Annotated in this window: 16 protein-coding genes and 8 pseudogenes; 18 read left to right on the forward strand and 6 right to left on the reverse strand. The window is 48.5% G+C overall.

Annotated features, from left to right (window positions below; all coding sequences use genetic code 11):
- The first annotated feature begins 3 nt into the window (after nt 1-3).
- Entirely contained in the window at nt 4-867 is an 864-nt protein-coding gene (locus ACOTSW_RS17170; protein WP_045912044.1) for an extended-spectrum class A beta-lactamase GES-2, read from the forward strand.
- A 355-nt stretch (nt 868-1,222) separates the two neighbouring features.
- Nucleotides 1,223-1,345: pseudogene (locus ACOTSW_RS17175) on the forward strand (IS3 family transposase); the annotation flags it as partial.
- 1,097 nt (nt 1,346-2,442) lie between these two features.
- Here the strand turns inward: ACOTSW_RS17175 and ACOTSW_RS17180 are convergent.
- The 3 genes and pseudogenes from ACOTSW_RS17180 to ACOTSW_RS17190 form a co-directional block, all read right to left on the reverse strand.
- On the reverse strand, nt 2,443-2,772 hold the full coding sequence (locus ACOTSW_RS17180; RefSeq protein ID WP_423680263.1) for a type II toxin-antitoxin system RelE/ParE family toxin: 330 nt from the start codon (nt 2,770-2,772) through the stop codon (nt 2,443-2,445).
- Nucleotides 2,772-3,041, reverse strand: a complete 270-nt coding sequence (locus tag ACOTSW_RS17185; protein ID WP_423680265.1) for a type II toxin-antitoxin system Phd/YefM family antitoxin — start codon at nt 3,039-3,041, stop codon at nt 2,772-2,774. The genes ACOTSW_RS17180 and ACOTSW_RS17185 overlap by 1 nt, the downstream gene beginning before the upstream one ends.
- A 197-nt stretch (nt 3,042-3,238) precedes the next feature.
- Nucleotides 3,239-3,703 (reverse strand): annotated as a pseudogene (locus ACOTSW_RS17190) (integrase core domain-containing protein); the annotation flags it as partial.
- Nucleotides 3,704-4,316: 613 nt separating this feature from the next.
- On the opposite strand from ACOTSW_RS17190, the gene ACOTSW_RS17195 reads away from it, so the two are divergent.
- From ACOTSW_RS17195 to ACOTSW_RS17210, 4 genes are all read left to right on the forward strand, one after another.
- The gene (locus ACOTSW_RS17195; protein ID WP_423680267.1) at nt 4,317-4,799 is read left to right on the forward strand and encodes a hypothetical protein; all 483 of its coding nucleotides are present in this window, start codon (nt 4,317-4,319) and stop codon (nt 4,797-4,799) included.
- Nucleotides 4,800-5,199: 400 nt separating this feature from the next.
- Nucleotides 5,200-5,730, forward strand: a complete 531-nt coding sequence (locus tag ACOTSW_RS17200) for a hypothetical protein (RefSeq protein ID WP_423680268.1) — start codon at nt 5,200-5,202, stop codon at nt 5,728-5,730.
- Nucleotides 5,731-5,803: 73 nt separating this feature from the next.
- Nucleotides 5,804-6,583 (forward strand): NYN domain-containing protein, encoded by a 780-nt coding sequence (locus tag ACOTSW_RS17205; RefSeq protein ID WP_423680271.1) that lies wholly within the window; start codon nt 5,804-5,806, stop codon nt 6,581-6,583.
- A complete protein-coding gene (locus tag ACOTSW_RS17210) occupies nt 6,580-6,759 on the forward strand; it encodes a hypothetical protein (protein WP_423680272.1) in 180 nt (59 codons plus the stop codon). Before ACOTSW_RS17205 ends, ACOTSW_RS17210 begins: the two co-directional genes overlap by 4 nt.
- Here the strand turns inward: ACOTSW_RS17210 and ACOTSW_RS17215 are convergent.
- Nucleotides 6,742-6,837, reverse strand: a pseudogene (locus tag ACOTSW_RS17215) (IS5/IS1182 family transposase); the annotation flags it as partial. The gene ACOTSW_RS17210 and the pseudogene ACOTSW_RS17215 sit on opposite strands and share 18 nt — an antisense overlap.
- Here ACOTSW_RS17215 and ACOTSW_RS17220 point away from each other — a divergent pair.
- The 7 genes and pseudogenes from ACOTSW_RS17220 to ACOTSW_RS17250 form a co-directional block, all read left to right on the forward strand.
- Complete coding sequence (locus tag ACOTSW_RS17220; RefSeq protein ID WP_423680273.1) at nt 6,835-7,503, forward strand: energy transducer TonB; 669 nt, start codon at nt 6,835-6,837, stop codon at nt 7,501-7,503. The pseudogene ACOTSW_RS17215 and the gene ACOTSW_RS17220 sit on opposite strands and share 3 nt — an antisense overlap.
- A gap of 192 nt (nt 7,504-7,695) precedes the next feature.
- On the forward strand, nt 7,696-8,562 hold the full coding sequence (locus ACOTSW_RS17225) for a MotA/TolQ/ExbB proton channel family protein (RefSeq protein ID WP_423680275.1): 867 nt from the start codon (nt 7,696-7,698) through the stop codon (nt 8,560-8,562).
- Between the two features lie 96 nt (nt 8,563-8,658).
- Nucleotides 8,659-9,096 carry an ExbD/TolR family protein gene (locus ACOTSW_RS17230; RefSeq protein WP_186886253.1) on the forward strand — a complete coding sequence of 146 codons (438 nt, stop codon included), beginning with the start codon at nt 8,659-8,661 and terminating at the stop codon, nt 9,094-9,096.
- Between the two features lie 15 nt (nt 9,097-9,111).
- Nucleotides 9,112-9,540 (forward strand): annotated as a pseudogene (locus tag ACOTSW_RS17235) (ExbD/TolR family protein); the annotation flags it as partial.
- A gap of 1 nt (nt 9,541) precedes the next feature.
- Nucleotides 9,542-9,619, forward strand: a pseudogene (locus ACOTSW_RS17240) (recombinase family protein); the annotation flags it as partial.
- Nucleotides 9,620-9,652: 33 nt separating this feature from the next.
- A pseudogene (locus ACOTSW_RS17245) lies at nt 9,653-9,889 on the forward strand (recombinase family protein); the annotation flags it as partial.
- 2 nt (nt 9,890-9,891) lie between these two features.
- Nucleotides 9,892-12,015: pseudogene (locus tag ACOTSW_RS17250) on the forward strand (Tn3 family transposase); the annotation flags it as partial.
- Between the two features lie 361 nt (nt 12,016-12,376).
- On the opposite strand, the gene ACOTSW_RS17255 reads toward ACOTSW_RS17250, so the two are convergent.
- Nucleotides 12,377-12,655 carry a hypothetical protein gene (locus ACOTSW_RS17255; RefSeq protein ID WP_423680276.1) on the reverse strand — a complete coding sequence of 93 codons (279 nt, stop codon included), beginning with the start codon at nt 12,653-12,655 and terminating at the stop codon, nt 12,377-12,379.
- 182 nt (nt 12,656-12,837) lie between these two features.
- On the opposite strand from ACOTSW_RS17255, the gene mobQ reads away from it, so the two are divergent.
- Nucleotides 12,838-14,154 (forward strand): MobQ family relaxase, encoded by a 1,317-nt coding sequence (gene mobQ, locus ACOTSW_RS17260; protein WP_423680278.1) that lies wholly within the window; start codon nt 12,838-12,840, stop codon nt 14,152-14,154.
- A gap of 437 nt (nt 14,155-14,591) precedes the next feature.
- Here mobQ and ACOTSW_RS17265 read toward each other — a convergent pair whose 3' ends face one another.
- Nucleotides 14,592-15,248, reverse strand: coding sequence for a hypothetical protein (locus tag ACOTSW_RS17265; RefSeq protein WP_423680279.1), 657 nt, complete (start codon nt 15,246-15,248; stop codon nt 14,592-14,594).
- 474 nt (nt 15,249-15,722) lie between these two features.
- Between ACOTSW_RS17265 and ACOTSW_RS17270 the strand changes: the two genes are divergently transcribed.
- From ACOTSW_RS17270 to ACOTSW_RS17285, 4 genes and pseudogenes are all read left to right on the forward strand, one after another.
- Nucleotides 15,723-16,115 (forward strand): hypothetical protein, encoded by a 393-nt coding sequence (locus ACOTSW_RS17270; protein ID WP_423680280.1) that lies wholly within the window; start codon nt 15,723-15,725, stop codon nt 16,113-16,115.
- Between the two features lie 7 nt (nt 16,116-16,122).
- Nucleotides 16,123-16,413, forward strand: a complete 291-nt coding sequence (locus ACOTSW_RS17275; RefSeq protein WP_423680281.1) for a nucleotidyltransferase family protein — start codon at nt 16,123-16,125, stop codon at nt 16,411-16,413.
- A pseudogene (locus tag ACOTSW_RS17280) lies at nt 16,410-16,798 on the forward strand (DUF86 domain-containing protein). The gene ACOTSW_RS17275 and the pseudogene ACOTSW_RS17280 overlap by 4 nt, the downstream one beginning before the upstream one ends.
- Nucleotides 16,799-16,801: 3 nt before the next feature.
- Nucleotides 16,802-17,218 (forward strand): transposase family protein, encoded by a 417-nt coding sequence (locus ACOTSW_RS17285; protein ID WP_423680283.1) that lies wholly within the window; start codon nt 16,802-16,804, stop codon nt 17,216-17,218.
- Nucleotides 17,219-17,228 lie beyond the last annotated feature (10 nt).

A 17,228-nucleotide genomic window follows, 5' to 3' on the forward strand; every position in this document is an offset into this window, starting at 1 on the left:
ACCATGCGCTTCATTCACGCACTATTACTGGCAGGGATCGCTCACTCTGCATATGCGTCGGAAAAATTAACCTTCAAGACCGATCTTGAGAAGCTAGAGCGCGAAAAAGCAGCTCAGATCGGTGTTGCGATCGTCGATCCCCAAGGAGAGATCGTCGCGGGCCACCGAATGGCGCAGCGTTTTGCAATGTGCTCAACGTTCAAGTTTCCGCTAGCCGCGCTGGTCTTTGAAAGAATTGACTCAGGCACCGAGCGGGGGGATCGAAAACTTTCATATGGGCCGGACATGATCGTCGAATGGTCTCCTGCCACGGAGCGGTTTCTAGCATCGGGACACATGACGGTTCTCGAGGCAGCGCAAGCTGCGGTGCAGCTTAGCGACAATGGGGCTACTAACCTCTTACTGAGAGAAATTGGCGGACCTGCTGCAATGACGCAGTATTTTCGTAAAATTGGCGACTCTGTGAGTCGGCTAGACCGGAAAGAGCCGGAGATGAACGACAACACACCTGGCGACCTCAGAGATACAACTACGCCTATTGCTATGGCACGTACTGTGGCTAAAGTCCTCTATGGCGGCGCACTGACGTCCACCTCGACCCACACCATTGAGAGGTGGCTGATCGGAAACCAAACGGGAGACGCGACACTACGAGCGGGTTTTCCTAAAGATTGGGTTGTTGGAGAGAAAACTGGTACCTGCGCCAACGGGGGCCGGAACGACATTGGTTTTTTTAAAGCCCAGGAGAGAGATTACGCTGTAGCGGTGTATACAACGGCCCCGAAACTATCGGCCGTAGAACGTGACGAATTAGTTGCCTCTGTCGGTCAAGTTATTACACAACTCATCCTGAGCACGGACAAATAGTTGACGCCCGTCTAACAATTCGTTCAAGCCGACGTTGCTTCGTGGCGGCGCTTGCGTGCTACGCTAAGCTTCGCACGCCGCTTGCCACTGCGCACCGCGGCTTAACTCAGGCGTTAGATGCACTAAGCACATAATTGCTCACAGCCAAACTATCAGGTCAAGTCTGCTTTTATTATTTTTAAGCGTGCATAATAAGCCCTACACAAATTGGGAGATATATGGTTATCGCTCGCCGGTTCAATATCTGGAAGACTGGATGAAGAAACAAATTCAAGAGAATCTGGCTGCATGACATTCACCTGATGGTGAACTAATTACCGAGGGAAGCTCACTCGCTCAAAGCACGCCTGCACGACTGGCACATCAGAAGCGGCGCTTTGGCTATCGACGGCTGCACGTTCTGTTGAGACGTGAAGGGTGGGTGATCAATCATAAACGCACTTACAGCCTGTATCAGAACGCAGGACGGTCCGCGCGTCATGCTTGAACTGAAAGCGCGGGCGATGGCGTCGAATCAATTTGCAGACAGTTTTTTAACTAGGGACTATAAATTGGTTTTGTACTAATTTGGGGAGCAGGTCAGCTGAACAAAATCCATTCGTCAAAGACCAATTTGCAGAAGAGTTTTTAGCTGCCGTCAAAGGTCTTTACCGTAATTCCACCCTGATTTATACAGGCATCGACATCTCTTTTTATCTTGAATGTATTTACGTTTGTGAATATAATTTTTCTGAGTGCTTTGGGACTTGTTGGTTTAAACCTCCCCCCAGAGACAAGTGAGTATAACGGCTTGCTTCGGTAGGCCGTTTCCATATCTATTTTTTAATAATACCAGCCACTACTGCATAGCATCAGGGTATTGCCGAACCAGGAACAAGTCCGAGACATTGCCAGACAACATTCTGGCCAAAGCCGACTCTCCCCCGAATTTTGTAGTGGTCAATTGCACTAGGCTCAACTTCACTTTGGAGTCTGCCAGACGTAAGAGTGAGTTTTAGTCTTTCGGCTTGAATTTCTTTAGGTTCAAAACCAAGGAGGCCGGAGCGGCTAGGATAATCACTAAATTGGCACAAACCAGATTTTTGCATTCGATGTGCAATGTCCTGCTCCACCATCCAGCTACACGGTGTCCAAGCGCCTCTCTGTAGAAGACCTAGCCCTAATTCGATAACCGTCAATTCGGTACCACTTGGGAGTGACGATGAGAGACCAGCAGGATTGATCACACCCCATTGGTGACTGGAGGAGAATTCCCTGAGAGCCTTGAACCGTGCTGATTCTTCTATAGACAAGCGCGGATCTAGTGCTCCCTTCCAAAATCCGGGAGATTTAAAAAAACATGGGAGTGCCGATAAACGCCCCACCGACGCCTGTTTGATCTGGACTTTAGAGTCAATCACTGCATTTACCTAGAACCTTCATGTCAACTTGGAAATTCATCTCATTTTTAGATAGTATTAAATGGATAATAAATTAGAGAAAGTCCACCTTAATGCCAAAGCTGCGATGTAAGTCAGCGGTTGCCCAAATTTTTGATTCGTATTGAAATATGTTCATTACAAGAATTGCGTATTATTAGTTGATTCGCAATAGTCGTCGCGTCAGCAATGCATTCATATCGCGCCGGGTATCGACAACGACATGAACATAAATAACATCCTGCCGTACTTCGTAAATAACCCGGTTCATACCAGATACAACTTGCCGGTATTGCGAGAGGTTGAGCTTTTCAATTTCTTCTGGAACAGATCCCGCCTGCGGAAAATTTTGCAGATTGCGGATCGCTTCTCTTATCTTGGCGTAGGTAGTGCGCCAGGTTTCAACAGAAAAATTTTTGAGGATATAGGCTCTGAGTTCTTTCAGATCTTGCTCAGCCGAATCGAGGATAACGACCTTAAAGCCCATCAGTGATCGGCCTTATCCAGGTCAGCAAACACATCTTCAGCGGCGCGGAATTTGCCTTGTTCAATTTCACGATTACCGAGTGCCAGAATTTTTAACAGTGCGAGCGTCTCTTCTTGTTCTTCAAAGCTCTTCACATCCATAACCACCAGCTTGGCTTCACCATTTTGCGTAATGAGCATTGGCTCACGATTTTCTGTAATGTCTTTGATGATTTCAGCAGCGTGACTCTTGAGGTAGCTGATAGGCTTTACCTGTGTGGAGAATTTCATGATTCGACCTCTATTACCAATGAATTGGACTAATTTTAGTTCTAATTCAGTCCTACGTACAGCATTAATGTAAATTCACCAACTATTTATCCCGTGGGATCTCAGAGTTGCTGACTAATATCTCATTGAGATGAAAAGCATTTCTCGGAGTTCGACGTCTCCCCGTATTCAGTAGCAACCAGCTTTAGAGTCAGGGGTTAATGTAGCCGCTTTCGTGGCCAGTTGCCTAGCGTCAGCCCCACCAAGGATTTCTTCGGTCGCTCCTCGTTGCATTCCCTCCGCCAGCGTTCAATTACAGTGCGGGCATGGGCCAAGCTGACGAACCAGTGTTCGTTGAGACATCCATCCCGTAATCTTCCATTAAATGACTCGATGTACGCGTTTTGATTCGGTTTGCTCGGCTCAATCTGTCGAAGTTGCACTCCTCGACGGTGTGCCCAGGTCAACATGGCACGACCGCAGAATTCTTTGCCATTGTCAGTTCGAATTATCTTGGGAAGACCTCGCTTGAAACCTCACCGATCCAACATCCGTGTCAAAGGATATCCTCCAATAGCGCGTTCTGCCACGACAGCAAGCGACTCATGCGTAGCATCATCCACGATGGTCAAACACTTGATCGCACGGCCTTCGGCAGTCCGATCGAAGACAAAGTCCATTGATCTGCAATTTAACTATTGGTTTTTATCACCGATCTGCAAAACACCTATTGTTTTTTCACACCACTTGCATATTTCTGCAAACAGACTATTGTTTTTTATCACCTCAGTTCTGACTAGTGTGTCGAAAGCGGGCATTTTGACAGCCGTTTCCGTAATTTCTGCATAAACCTATTGGGGGTCGTCTCAGAAAACGGAAAAAATCGTACGCTAAGCATGCGCGGAGGCTGGTATCCAGCGTTATAAGATCGGAATGGACACGCCGAGGTTTTTGGCCACGTCCTTGTCCAAAGGTCAGCCTTTGTCCAAAGCTGAACAGTTTTATAGTTTAGCTTTTTAATTTTCCGGACTCTCGCCACATTTTTTGTCCGTTCTACCTTATTGCGACACAACCCGATTGATTCGATCCCCTACAAGCAACGGCGCAGACTTGATTGGAGCCACCGTGTACACCAACGTGCTTAAGCGTCTGCAGGGGACTTCAATATTTGAGCGAGTTGAACTAAATCAGCTGTTGGACGAGAACAATGCGCTTTTTCTACTCCCTGATTTGCAATAGTAGAGAGCGCGGGTATTGTTGGCGATCGATTTATAGAAACACCAAAGGAAAAATACTTTGAACCACTTGGAACAGCTGGTCGCCGAATGGCATGAGTATCGCGGGTATTTTGTTCGTCGGAATGTGCATGTTGGGAAGAGAATCGGCGGCGGATACGAGTGTGAACTGGACGTTGTTGCATTCCACCCAGGGTTGAAGCATTTGGTTCATATTGGACCATCAATGGACGCCAACTCTTGGAACAAAAGGGAAGAACGTTACTCAAAAAAATTTGGTGCAGGGCGCAAATTCATCCCAAAGTTATTTGACGGACTTGATGTTCCAATTGATATAGACCAGATCGCCTTGTTCGGATTGGGAAGCCGAGCTAACTATCCAAAAATTGGTGGTGGGCGCGTGATGCTGATGTCAGATCTTTTGTTGGATATAACCGCTGATTTGCGAACTAAGCGCATTGAGAAGGAGGCCGTTTCTGAACAATTCCCACTTTTGCGAACTATTCAGTTTATGTGCCAGCACGAGAAGATACTCGCACGCTGATCGAATCCGAAAGAAAAGTCGAAAAATGAAAAAACTCCGCACCTCCGCCAAAGCTAACTCTATCCTACAGAGTGCAATAAATGACCTGTCTATAGAGTATGTGGGGTCATATACAGTACCGCGCACGTGGGGCGTATATCAATTGAAACCGCAGCAGAACACCCTAACAAAGAGAATATTTCGTATTGGGAATCATCCCGTTCGAAAAAATGAACTCGAACGAGACTTTGGAGCCGTTGACGTAATCGCTTTATTTACATCAAGGTATTTGGCTAATGAACTCGCGGTAGCATTAAACGAAAAATCTCCATAGGATAAAACGTCTAAACATTCGTGCTGCCCATCAAACGGCGATGAACTATCTAAAAACAATTAATCGAATAACGTCACGGGACAACAAATGAAAGTTTTTTCATTGATATGTGCATGCTGCGGAGCCGCTGTCGAAGTGGAAGAGTCTGCAAATCTTTATAAGTGCAGCTACTGTGGGGCACAGCAGGTAGTCGAACATAGCGGGGATGTTATCTCATTGAAAAAAATCGAGACGCTACTGGACGATGTTAAGGTTGGAGCAAACCGGGCGGCCTCGGGGCTCGCATTGCAGCGGCTACTCAACGATATTGCGATAATTGAAAAGAGCCGTGACCAGGAGTTGGCGCAATTAAAAGCTGCGGATGACCAAAATAATAGCGCTGTAGGATGGTTTTTTATCATAGGTGTAACTGCCTCAATCATCATGTTCGGTTGGTGGTCAATTCCAGTTATTGGCGCTGGTGTCGCTTTAACGTGGAAGTGGATACCATCGGTGGCCCAGAAAATTCGATCAACTGAAAGCAAAGCGATTGCGAAAATCGCCCCTCTCAAGGAACAGATTGCAAGACATCAAGTTATCGTTGATGCTTACGATATGGGAGCAAAATCAAGTGACTGAAATGGATATAGTATCTCTTAGATTTAAAGGCACTTCGCCCGCGCCCTGAAAATTAGACCAAAGGAAAAATTAGATGGCTCATTCGATCGAATCAAACAGTTCCTTAGCTGTTCTTATCGACGCCGATAATGCAAGACCTTCAATTGTTGAGGGACTATTGGCTGAAATCGCGAAACTCGGAATTGCGAGTGTAAAAAGAATTTACGGGGATTGGACAACTCCAAATTTGGGACAGTGGAAGCAGGTATTGCTTGAACATTCGATTCAACCGATTCAGCAGTTTAGATATACAACTGGAAAGAATGCAACTGATAGCGCAATGATCATTGATGCAATGGACTTGCTGTATATGGGGCACTTTTCTGGTTTTTGTTTAGTGTCAAGTGATAGTGATTTCACTAGGCTCGCGGCCCGTATTCGCGAGTCAGGTCGTCGTGTTTATGGTTTTGGCGAAGAAAAAACTCCGCGTCCATTTGTTTCAGCATGCGATCGATTTATTTATACCGAGGTGTTTACTAAGAAACCTGAAGATGAATCTGTCGATGTTATTTTGGCGTCTAAATCTGTAAAAGAACTGCGCCAAGACACCAAGCTCATCAACCTTATTCGCGGTGGAATACAAGCATCGTCAGATGATGATGGTTGGGCTCACCTTGGACCGGTTGGATCTTATATCACCAGAATGGCAAACGATTTCGACCCAAGAAACTATGGTTACGCCAAATTAAATGAACTAATTGCTGCGATTGGACTTTTTGAGTTGGAGCGGCGCGATACACGCATGTACACGCGAGATGTACGAAAAAAACAGCTACTTAATTTACTAAGGACTACAAATGAAAAAACTTTATGAATCATCTTAAATCAAAAATTGTTTTGAATATTTCACTTTGTATTGTTGCGCCTCTTTCTTTGGCGCTTCCTCAGATTGGTGCCGCCCCTAAAGGAGAGGCGAAAACTATAGCATCAAAAATTATTAAATATAATTTCCCACTAGGGTCTGTTGACGTTTCACATAGGCAGCCATAAAAAAGCACAGGCCATGGCGACGACACTTTCATAATTTCGCTTCAATTTATCAAACCGGGTTGCCAGCGCCCGATAATGGATTTTTCAGATCGCCAGCAAGAGCCGGGCAAGAAGTTCCTGGGCATAGGGCTGGTCATAGCGTTTCACGTAGTGCTGGTGTACGCACTGCTCAATGGCCTGGGTACCCAGCTCATCGAAATCGTGCAAAAGCCTTTAGAGACAAAAATCGTCGAAGAAGTGCCGCCGCCACCACCACCGCCAGATACGCCACCACCACCGCCGCCGAAACTGCTGGCTCCACCGCCACCATTTATTCCGCCGCCGGAAGTGCAGGTGCAACCACAGGTACAGCCGCAGAACACCATCTCTGCCGTATCTAACGTCAAACCTGAAAACCCGGTCTTCAGCAAAGCACCACCGGCTCCTGTGGCAGAAGCACCGAAAGCAACCGGCCCAGTGACAGTACCCGGCGTCATCGACTTCAACGTCGCTGGCTGCAAACCCGAGTACCCACGCGCTTCGTTGCGCAATGAAGAAACCGGTACCGTCGTTCTCTCCGTCCTGATCGGCGCCGATGGCTCCGTAGCAGACGTCAAGATCGACAAATCGAGTGGCTACCGCGGTCTCGATAACGCTGTCCGTACCCAATTGCTGTCTGGTTCCTGCAAAAACAAACCAGGTACCGTCGATGGCAAACCACAACAGACCTGGACGAAAGTGCAGTACGTGTGGAAACTGGATTAATCCGGATCTCAGGCAAAAGCAAGAAGTCAGCGTCCCCGGCAATACCTCTCTGACTTCCTGCTTTACCCGGAAAACAGCATGAATTACAAACGTCATCCTCGTCCAGGGCCACACAGACCTGAATGAGGTGACAACAAAAACAGTCGTAAGCAACACCAACCTTCTATATTTGTTATTAAAGGAAGCACCATAATGAAAACCCGTTTCTCCGCATTTCTGGCTGCAGCTCTCCTGGCATTGACTGCCGCTGTTGCCGTCGCTCCAGCCTCCGCACAAGAAGCTTCCGCTGCTGCCTCCGCTGCACCTGCTGCTTCCGCACCTGCTGCTGACGCCGCTGCTCCTGCTGCCCCTGCCGGCGACATCGCTGCTGCACCAGCCAAAGAAGTGATTGAAAACCCATACGGCTTAGACGCACTCTGGAAAACAGGTGACTTCGTTGCCAAAGGCACACTGATCATCATGGTCATCATGTCCATGGGCAGCTGGTACATCCTCATCACCAAAATCATCGACCAGGTCAAACTCTCCGGCCAGGCCAAAGAAGCTGCTAAATTCTGGAAAGCTGCTTCCGTACAAGCTGGTTCCGCTGCACTCAAAGAAGGCAGCCCATTCCGCTTCATCGCCGATTCCGGTATCAAAGCCTCAGAACACCATGAAGGCGCCCTGCTGGAACAAATCGATCTGAACACCTGGGTCTCCATGTCCATCCAACGCGCTGTTGATAAAGTACAAAGCCGTCTGCAAGATGGTCTGGCCTTCCTGGCGACTGTTGGCTCTACTGCACCATTCGTTGGTCTGTTCGGTACAGTCTGGGGTATTTACCATGCGCTGACAGCGATCGGTATGTCCGGTCAGGCATCGATCGACAAAGTAGCGGGTCCTGTGGGTGAAGCGCTGATCATGACCGCGATCGGTCTGGCAGTAGCGGTTCCAGCAGTTCTGGGCTACAACTTCCTGGTTCGCCGTAACAAAACTGCGATGGAAGAAGTGCGCTCCTTTGCAGGCGATCTGCACTCCGTCGTTCTGTCTGGCAGCATGAGCAAAGTTGCCAAGAAATAAGACGGCACACAAGACACACAGTCACAGGTAATAAAGACTCAAGTCACAACGCCGGTAGCCCAGCGCACCGGCGTGTAATCTGAAAGAGAACACACTATGGCAATGGCAATCGGCAACGATGGTGATGGCGAAGACGAAGTCAACAGCACCATCAACACCACCCCGCTGGTCGACGTCATGCTGGTCTTATTGATCATCTTCCTCATCACCACCCCGGTGATTACTGACACGGTCAAACTCAAGCTCCCGGCAGAACGCAACCAGATTTACAAAACCAAACCAGAAAACATCACCGTATCGATCAGCAAAGATGGTGACGTCTACTGGAATGGCGGCATGAAACCCCTGCCAGGCGGCACCGAAGGTTTGTTTGACAAACTCAAGGTCGAAGCCGTCAAAGTACCGCAACCGGAAGTCCATATTCGTGGCGACCAGAATGTGCGTTACGAATTCGTTGGCAAAACCATCCTGACTGCCCAGCGCGCCGGGATCACCAAGGTCGGGTTCGTGATCGAACCGCCACCACGGAATTAAGGAAAAGGACCAGATATGGGAATGCAAATAGGCTCCGGCAGCTCCTCCGCCGATCCTGAAGTGATGATAGAGATGAACATGACGCCGTTGATCGACGTCATGTTGGTACTGATCATCATGCTCATCATCACGATCCCGATTCAGAATCACTCCGTGAATCTGAACATGCCGACGAACACCCCGAGTAAGCCGACAGAACCACCGGTCGTGATCAATATCGACGTTGACTTTGACGGTACGGTATTGTGGAACGGTGTGGCGGTCGCGAGCCGCAACGAACTCGAAGCGAAGCTCAGTGAAGTGGCGGCACAGCCGAATCAACCGGAAGTGCATCTGCGTCCGAATGCGGTGGTGCCGTACAAATCGGTGGCGGCGGTGATGGCTTCGGCACAGCGTCTTGGTGTGACCAAGATCGGTATGGTCGGCAATGAGCAGTTCTTGAAGTCCCAAGGACGTGGCCAAGAACCTCGGCGTGTCCATTCCGACGCTGTACCGCTGGGTGCCAGCCTCCACGCACGCTTAGCGTGCTTTATTTTCCGTTTTCTGAGACGACCCCCTGTCGGTCATGGGAGCCTTTGCTGAGTTCGAGCGCGCCCTGATCCGCGAACGCCAGCGCGAGGGAATCGTGCTGGCCAAGCAGCGCGGTGCCTACCGGGGACGAAAGAAATCGCTGAACAGCGAACAAATTGCCGAGTTGAAACGGCGAGTTGCGGCAGGCGACCAAAAAACCTTGGTGGCCCGTGACTTCGGCATCAGCCGTGAAACCTTGTACCAGTACCTGCGGGAAGACTGACCATGCCGCGCCGCTCAATCCTGTCCGCCACCGAGCGCGAAAGCCTCCTGGCATTGCCAGATGCCAAAGACGAACTGATCCGGCAGTACACGTTCAACGAAACCGACCTGTCGATCATTCGCCAGCGTCGCGGGCCAGCGAACCGGTTGGGCTTTGCCATCCAGCTTTGCTACCTGCGATTCCCTGGCGTCATCCTGGGTGTCGATGAACTGCCGTTTCCGCCTTTGCTGCGCATGGTGGCGGCACAGCTCAAGGTTCCGGTGGATAGTTGGGATGAGTACGGCCAGCGTGAGCAGACACGGCGCGAGCACCTAGTCGAACTGCAAGCGGTGTTTGGGTTCAAGCCCTTCACCATGAGCCACTATCGGCAAGCCGTGCATACATTGACAGAGCTGGCCTTGCAGACCGACAAAGGTATTGTGCTGGCCAGCACCCTTGTCGAAAACCTGCGGCGGCAGACCATCATCCTGCCCGCCATGAATGCCATCGAGCGCGCGAGCGCCGAGGCCATCACCCGTGCCAACCGGCGTATTTACGAGGCGTTGACCGATTCTTTGTTATCGCCCCACCGTCAGCGCCTGGACGAACTTCTCAAGCGCAAGGACGGCAGCAAAGTGACGTGGCTGGCATGGCTGCGCCAGTCGCCCGTCAAGCCGAATTCTCGGCACATGCTCGAACACATCGAGCGCCTCAAAGCCTGGCAGGCGCTTGACCTGCCCGCAGGCATCGAGCGACAAGTTCACCAGAACCGCCTGCTTAAGATCGCCCGTGAGGGTGGCCAGATGACGCCCGCTGACCTGGCCAAGTTTGAGGTGCAACGACGCTATGCCACTCTGGTAGCGTTGGCCATTGAAGGCATGGCTACCGTCACCGACGAAATCATCGACCTGCACGACCGCATCATTGGCAAGCTGTTCAACGCCGCTAAGAACAAGCATCAGCAGCAGTTTCAGGCTTCCGGTAAGGCGATCAATGACAAGGTGCGGATGTATGGCCGCATCGGCCAAGCTTTGCTGGAAGCCAAACAGAGCGGCGGCGATCCGTTCGCCGCCATTGAGGCAGTAATGCCGTGGGATACCTTCGCCGCCAGCGTCACCGAGGCGCAAAAGCTCGCGCAACCGGAGGGCTTCGACTTTCTGCATCGCATCGGTGAAAGCTATGCCACGTTGCGCCGGTACGCGCCGCAGTTCCTGAATGTACTCAAGCTACGGGCGGCTCCAGCCGCCAAGGGCGTGCTCGATGCCATCGAGGTGCTGCGCGACATGAACACCGACAACGCCCGCAAGGTGCCCGCCAACGCGCCGACCGCATTCATCAAGCCACGCTGGACCAAACTGGTGCTCACGGACGAAGGCATTGACCGGCGCTACTACGAGCTGTGCGCGCTGTCGGAGCTGAAGAACGCGCTGCGCTCGGGTGATGTCTGGGTGCAGGGATCACGTCAGTTCAAGGACTTCGACGAGTACCTGGTGCCGGTCGAGAAATTTACCTCTTTGAAGCTGGCCAGCGCATTGCCGCTTGCCGTGGCCACGGGTTGCGATCAGTATTTGCACGACCGGCTGGCATTGCTGGAACAGCAGCTCGCCACCGTTAACCGCATGGCGGCGGCCAATGATCTGCCGGATGCCATCATTACCGAGTCCGGCCTGAAGATCACGCCGCTGGATGCGGCGGTGCCGGAGACCGCGCAAGCCCTGATCGACCAGTCGGCGATGCTGCTGCCGCACGTCAAGATCACCGAACTCTTGATGGAAGTTGATGAGTGGACGGGTTTCACCCGGCACTTCACACATCTGAAAACCGGTGACACCGCCAAGGACAAGACGTTGCTGCTGACGACGATCCTGGCCGATGGCATCAATCTTGGGCTCACCAAGATGGCCGAGTCCTGCCCTGGCACGACCTACGCGAAGCTGTCGTGGCTGCAAGCGTGGCACATCCGGGATGAAACGTACTCAACGGCCCTGGCCGAGCTGGTCAATGCGCAGTTCCGGCAACCCTTCGCCGCGAACTGGGGTGATGGCACCACGTCCTCATCCGATGGCCAGAACTTCAGAACCGGCAGCAAGGCCGAGAGCACGGGACACATCAACCCGAAATATGGCAGCAGTCCGGGACGGACTTTCTAGGGTTGTGTCGCAATAAGGTAGAACGGACAAAAAATGTGGCGAGAGTCCGGAAAATTAAAAAGCTAAACTATAAAACTGTTCAGCTTTGGACAAAGGCTGACCTTTGGAGGTTGCCAAAGCTTTCAGTTTTTCTCTATCCATTAAAATGTCCATCGGTAATTCCTCGCTCGAGAGGTTAATAGACCGTGGACATTTACACAAATTTATTTACAGGCTCGAAATTGAACAAGCGTTTTATGGATAATAGCTAGTCCTTATAGATAGGGCAGAGAGATGATGAATTAATGTTTTTTCTGCCCTGTCTGTCCACGTGTCCAACCCGTCCAAGCACTTTTCTAAATCTTGCTGCTAAATTCAATCAGTCCAAAGATAAACGATTAGATTCAAAGTCAGAAGAATCATTTTCCACACCAAATAAAGCGTAGTCTCGTGGCTCTAACATGCCAGCAGAAATCAATTCTTTGCCCAGCTTCTTCAAATCGTTATCTGCCAGCTTAATCACATAAGCACCTGCCAGGATTTTTCGTCTGGTATCGCGTTTTCTTTCTTCCATCGCTTCACGATTTTTCGTCTGTTGAATTCGGGCTTCAAGTTCCGCTTTCTGTTGAAGTAATTTATTCAAATTCGGTTTGCTCATTTTTTGTCTCCTATTTTTATTGTTTTAGCGTTGACATTTCAAATTCACGCAGTAGTACTACAAATAACAAACAAAAAAGAAACGTCAAGAGCAAAACAGCGAAATGCGCACTTATACATTGAGGATAAATCTCTCAACGTGTGCTCAAAGCTGAAAGCAAAAACGTTCAGGAGAAATGAAATATGGCGATTTACCATTTGAGTGTAAAACTCATTACCCGCACCACTGGAAGAAGTGCCACCGCAGCAGCCGCATATCGTGCTGGTGAGAAAATTCAAGATAACCGCACTGGTCAAACTTTTGACTATTCCAGAAAAAAGGAAGTCACTTATCGCCGTATCTTCGCACCACCGAATACACCGCAATGGATGAAAGACCGTGAACAGCTTTGGAATGCCGTAGAGCAGTCCGAAACCAGAAAGGATGCGCAGGTAGCCCGCGAGATAGAAGTCGCCTTACCGATTGAATTAAGTCCTTCACAGCACATTATTTTGTTAGAGAGATTTGTGCATACTCAACTCACCAGCAAAGGCATGATTGCGGATGTCGCTATTCACAATAAGAAGGGAAATCCTCATGCCCACATTTTACTTACGACTCGTGAAATCAATATCACCAATGATGGCTTTGGCAAGAAGAATCGTGACTGGAATAGTAAAGAACAATTAGAAGAATGGCGCAAGCATTGGGCGAAGCACTGCAATAGAAGACTGTCCATCGCAAGCAGCAAATCCCGCATTGACCACCGTAGTCTGCAAGATCAGGGGGTAGATCAAATCCCAACCGTCCACGTCGGTGCAAATTGTCATGCAATCGATAAACGAGGTATCACCTCAAAAAGAAAGGTACTCAACATACTAATTAAGGAGAAAAATATGAGTAATGAAAAAAATAAACAATTCAACGCGTCATTAAAATTGGAAGGTGAAGCAGAACTAATTCAACAAGAAATTGTTCAAGCAAAAAAATCTAAGCACTTGTTCTTAAACCCTACCGACTTCAATAACAGCAAAAAATACCGTGAAGCGATTTTTGCGAGAACCTACATTCCGATTTTGTTGGAGATATTTGCAGACTACTGCACTAGGGTAGATGAGATTGAAACAGATATTGGCACATGCTTTCAAATCAATCTCAATAGTGGCGGAAAAGTTTTTGACTATGGCAGTCAAATTAAAGTGGCGAGTGGCACTGAGGAAGAAGTCAAGGTTGCGATCAAATTAGCTGTGGAAAAAGGCTGGCAGGGAATTCACCTAACGGGTAGTGATGAATTCAAGTCAAAAGTGTTTGTCGAAGCCGTTTTATCAGGTGCATTCCTACCAGAAAAAATCACGGGCTATAAACCTAGTAAAACCGATCTTGAAGTCATTCGCGATTGCAAACCTTCATTAAAGATTACCAACGACAGCAATGTGATTAAAAGCTATGTTGTTGAAAAATCAGATGGCAGTGGCACAAGCAGTGCTGAACAGGTTCACCTTCCACGATTGAAAATATAATTTTTTTAATCAACAATCAATGTTTTGCGCGTTTTGATGTTAAGAGATGAAGTTAATTCAGTACTTTAAATGCAATTTTTTGTTGAATGTTGTATTGCTCTGATAAACTCGGAAGTATTTGTTACATCGACTTTTTTGATCACAACGGACATCTTCAGAACTTATTGTTCCACTAACTGCATATATATACTATGGCTAGAACACTTGTTTTTAAATCTTCACGAAATGTGAATTCAACAGATGGTGGAGACGTCATCCCAGTTGCAATAGAGAATGAGGATGGATCGATATCAGTAGTAAATATCGGTGATTTTCCCAACGGCAATAAGATTTATATCTCAAAGGAATATTCGAAGATAGACGAAAATTTTGTTGAGAGAGAATTATTTAGTCTTCGAAGAGCCTGTAAATAAATTTGTGTAAATGTCCACGGTCTATTAACCTCTCGAGCGAGGAATTACCGATGGACATTTTAATGGATAGAGAAAAACTGAAAGCTTTGGCAAAGGAATCAGCTGGATTTTTTCTAATTCGTGTCCATATTTTTTTGCAGAGAGATCGTTTTCGCAAATGCTGACGACTTGGTTGTAGCGTATAGGGATAAGAAGTAACTCGCGAAGATGTGTTGTAGAAACACTCCAGTGGATTCTCGTGCCTGCAGGATAGATATTTCCATTTCCATAGTCGAAGTCTTCACGTAACAGATACCCTACGCCATGAAAGTCCAATCGATGTATGGGATCATATTCACGCGTTGCAGTATTCAGTTGCCACGTTTGATAGAGCTCTAAAAATTCAATGCCATCAGGTGCATAGTCATGACTCCAGGACGAAGAAGCACCTTTCCTGGCTTCAGCCAATAATTCATCGCTAAAGTCTCGTCGTAATATCGCAATTAATATCGGGGCAGCGTCGAGCAAGCGAAAAATATCTGCCAGCAAAACATCCTTTTCAATCGTGATAGATTCAAATAAGTATTCGTGCGCCGCTGTAGTGATATCGAGATCAACATAGCCCCCTTCTTCCGTCACTTCGTCGTATTCCCACTTACGCCATAAAAGGACAGGGCCAGGTTTCAATATTAATTCGGACATGATGAGGATTTGATCTCATGAAAATAATAAATTGCGGTACTAGTGCATTCTGAATACTATCACTCACCCCATAACTGAATAATTTCATTAACTCTTTAATCTTTTTCATAGACGGTCCCAGCTCTGGAGTTAGCTCATCACAGCTGCACACTCCGCTTCGGCTATTGCTACAGAGCCCTCAATTGTCAAAAAGGTGAGACGAAGGATTAAACTCGGGTATGCGGATTTTATGATTGAAATAAATTAATGTAATTCTAGCCTAACTTCGGAAATTATGATTGATATTTAAATTATTCGATCTATAATGAGGCAATCACTATTTGTATGGGCTGTAATAAGTGTGGGGGTTTAACGGTTCGATACCGTTCCAGTGGTGACGTAAAAAGCACTTCAGGCAAGGTTGAAGTCCCCACACTTATTACCGGTTAAAGAAAAATCCGCGCTGGCTGGAAGTCAGTAATTACAGGAGAAATTATGACAGTCCCAGAAAGCGGTAACGATAAAGTAAAAATTCTTCGTGCATCAGGTGAAGCACTACGCGCTCTTGAAGCAGTTTTTAATGTAGAACAGGCGGCAGTCGTTAACGACCTTATTGAGGAGTCTTGTTGGAGTACAGACGCCGCACTGCGTGACTTCGTAGGTGGACGCGGAACTCCAGAAGAACGTTTGTCAGCAATTCTCAATGCGATTGACGATGAATACACGTCCTGCCCGTATTGTAATGGCGAACCGCAGCCTACCGTTTGTAGCGAATGTGGAGGAACTGGCAAAGCACTATTAGAACTGGGTGGTGCAGGGGCAAGGCGCTTGCAGTCCGATATTGAACACGACGCTTTGCAGCTTGCCAGTGGCGACAACGTACTCTAAGAAGACAATGAAGCCCTCCCTAGCTCTTGAACCAAAACGAAACGCCGTGCGTGAAGCGGCGCTACGCTATCGCACGGTCAATCCGCGTGTATTCGGATCCGTACTGCATGGCGACGACAAAGATGGTAGCGATCTGGATTTGCTGGTAGACGCCTTGCCTGGCACAACGCTGTTTGACTTAGGAGGTCTGCAAGATGAACTTGAGGAACTGTTGGGTGTTGCGGTCGAAGTGCTGACACCTAACGATTTGCCTCTTAAATTTCGTCACCAAGTTCTTTTGGAGGCACAGCCAGTATGAGTGAGAACCGCCTACCTGATTATCTCGATCACATGCTGGAAGCCGCCCAGCAAGCGTGCAGCTATGTCGAAAACATGGGCAAGGATGACTTTCTGTCCGACAAACGTACACACAAGCCGTGGTCATGAATCTGATCATCATCGGCGAGGCCGCGACTAAAGTGATGGATTTAAATGTCGAATTCGTCGCGAGTCACCTTGAAATACCTTGGCGCAGTATGCGTGGCATGCGTAACCGCATTGCCCACGGTTATTTCGACATCAATCTGGATGTGGTCTGGGATACGGTGCAAACAGCCTTGCCTGAGCTGCTGGAGCGTCTGCCGTCCATTCGTCAAGATGCCATGGATGCGGACGACAATTCGCCTGAACCTGATTTTTCTTAACTAATGCCAGCGAACATCCTCAATCTACCGTCCTACAGAATCACCAAAGTCACAGAACTCAATCACGACTACCATGTACATGCCGAGGTCGCGGCACCTATTACCGCATGCATACACTGCCAGTCCGACAAGATCGTCGGCTTTGGCCGTCGTGAACGCCTAATCAAAGACATTCCCATGCATGGCCAGCGCGTCGGTATTTACGTGGATGCTCGCCGTATTCAATGCCGTGGCTGTGACAAGACTTTCTACGAGATACTGCCGGATGTGGCTGAAGGCAGAGAGATGACCGCAAGGCTTGCCAAATGGATCGGCGAGCAAAGCCTGAAACGCCCCTTCCTCGCCATCTCAGAAGAAACCGGCATCGATGAGAAGTCCGCTGTTGATTTGCATTTAAAACTGACCCACCAAACGGCCTAATTTGCATCGA

The organism is Undibacterium sp. WLHG33 (genome assembly GCF_049544815.1).
In the GTDB taxonomy this organism is placed as follows: domain Bacteria; phylum Pseudomonadota; class Gammaproteobacteria; order Burkholderiales; family Burkholderiaceae_D; genus Undibacterium.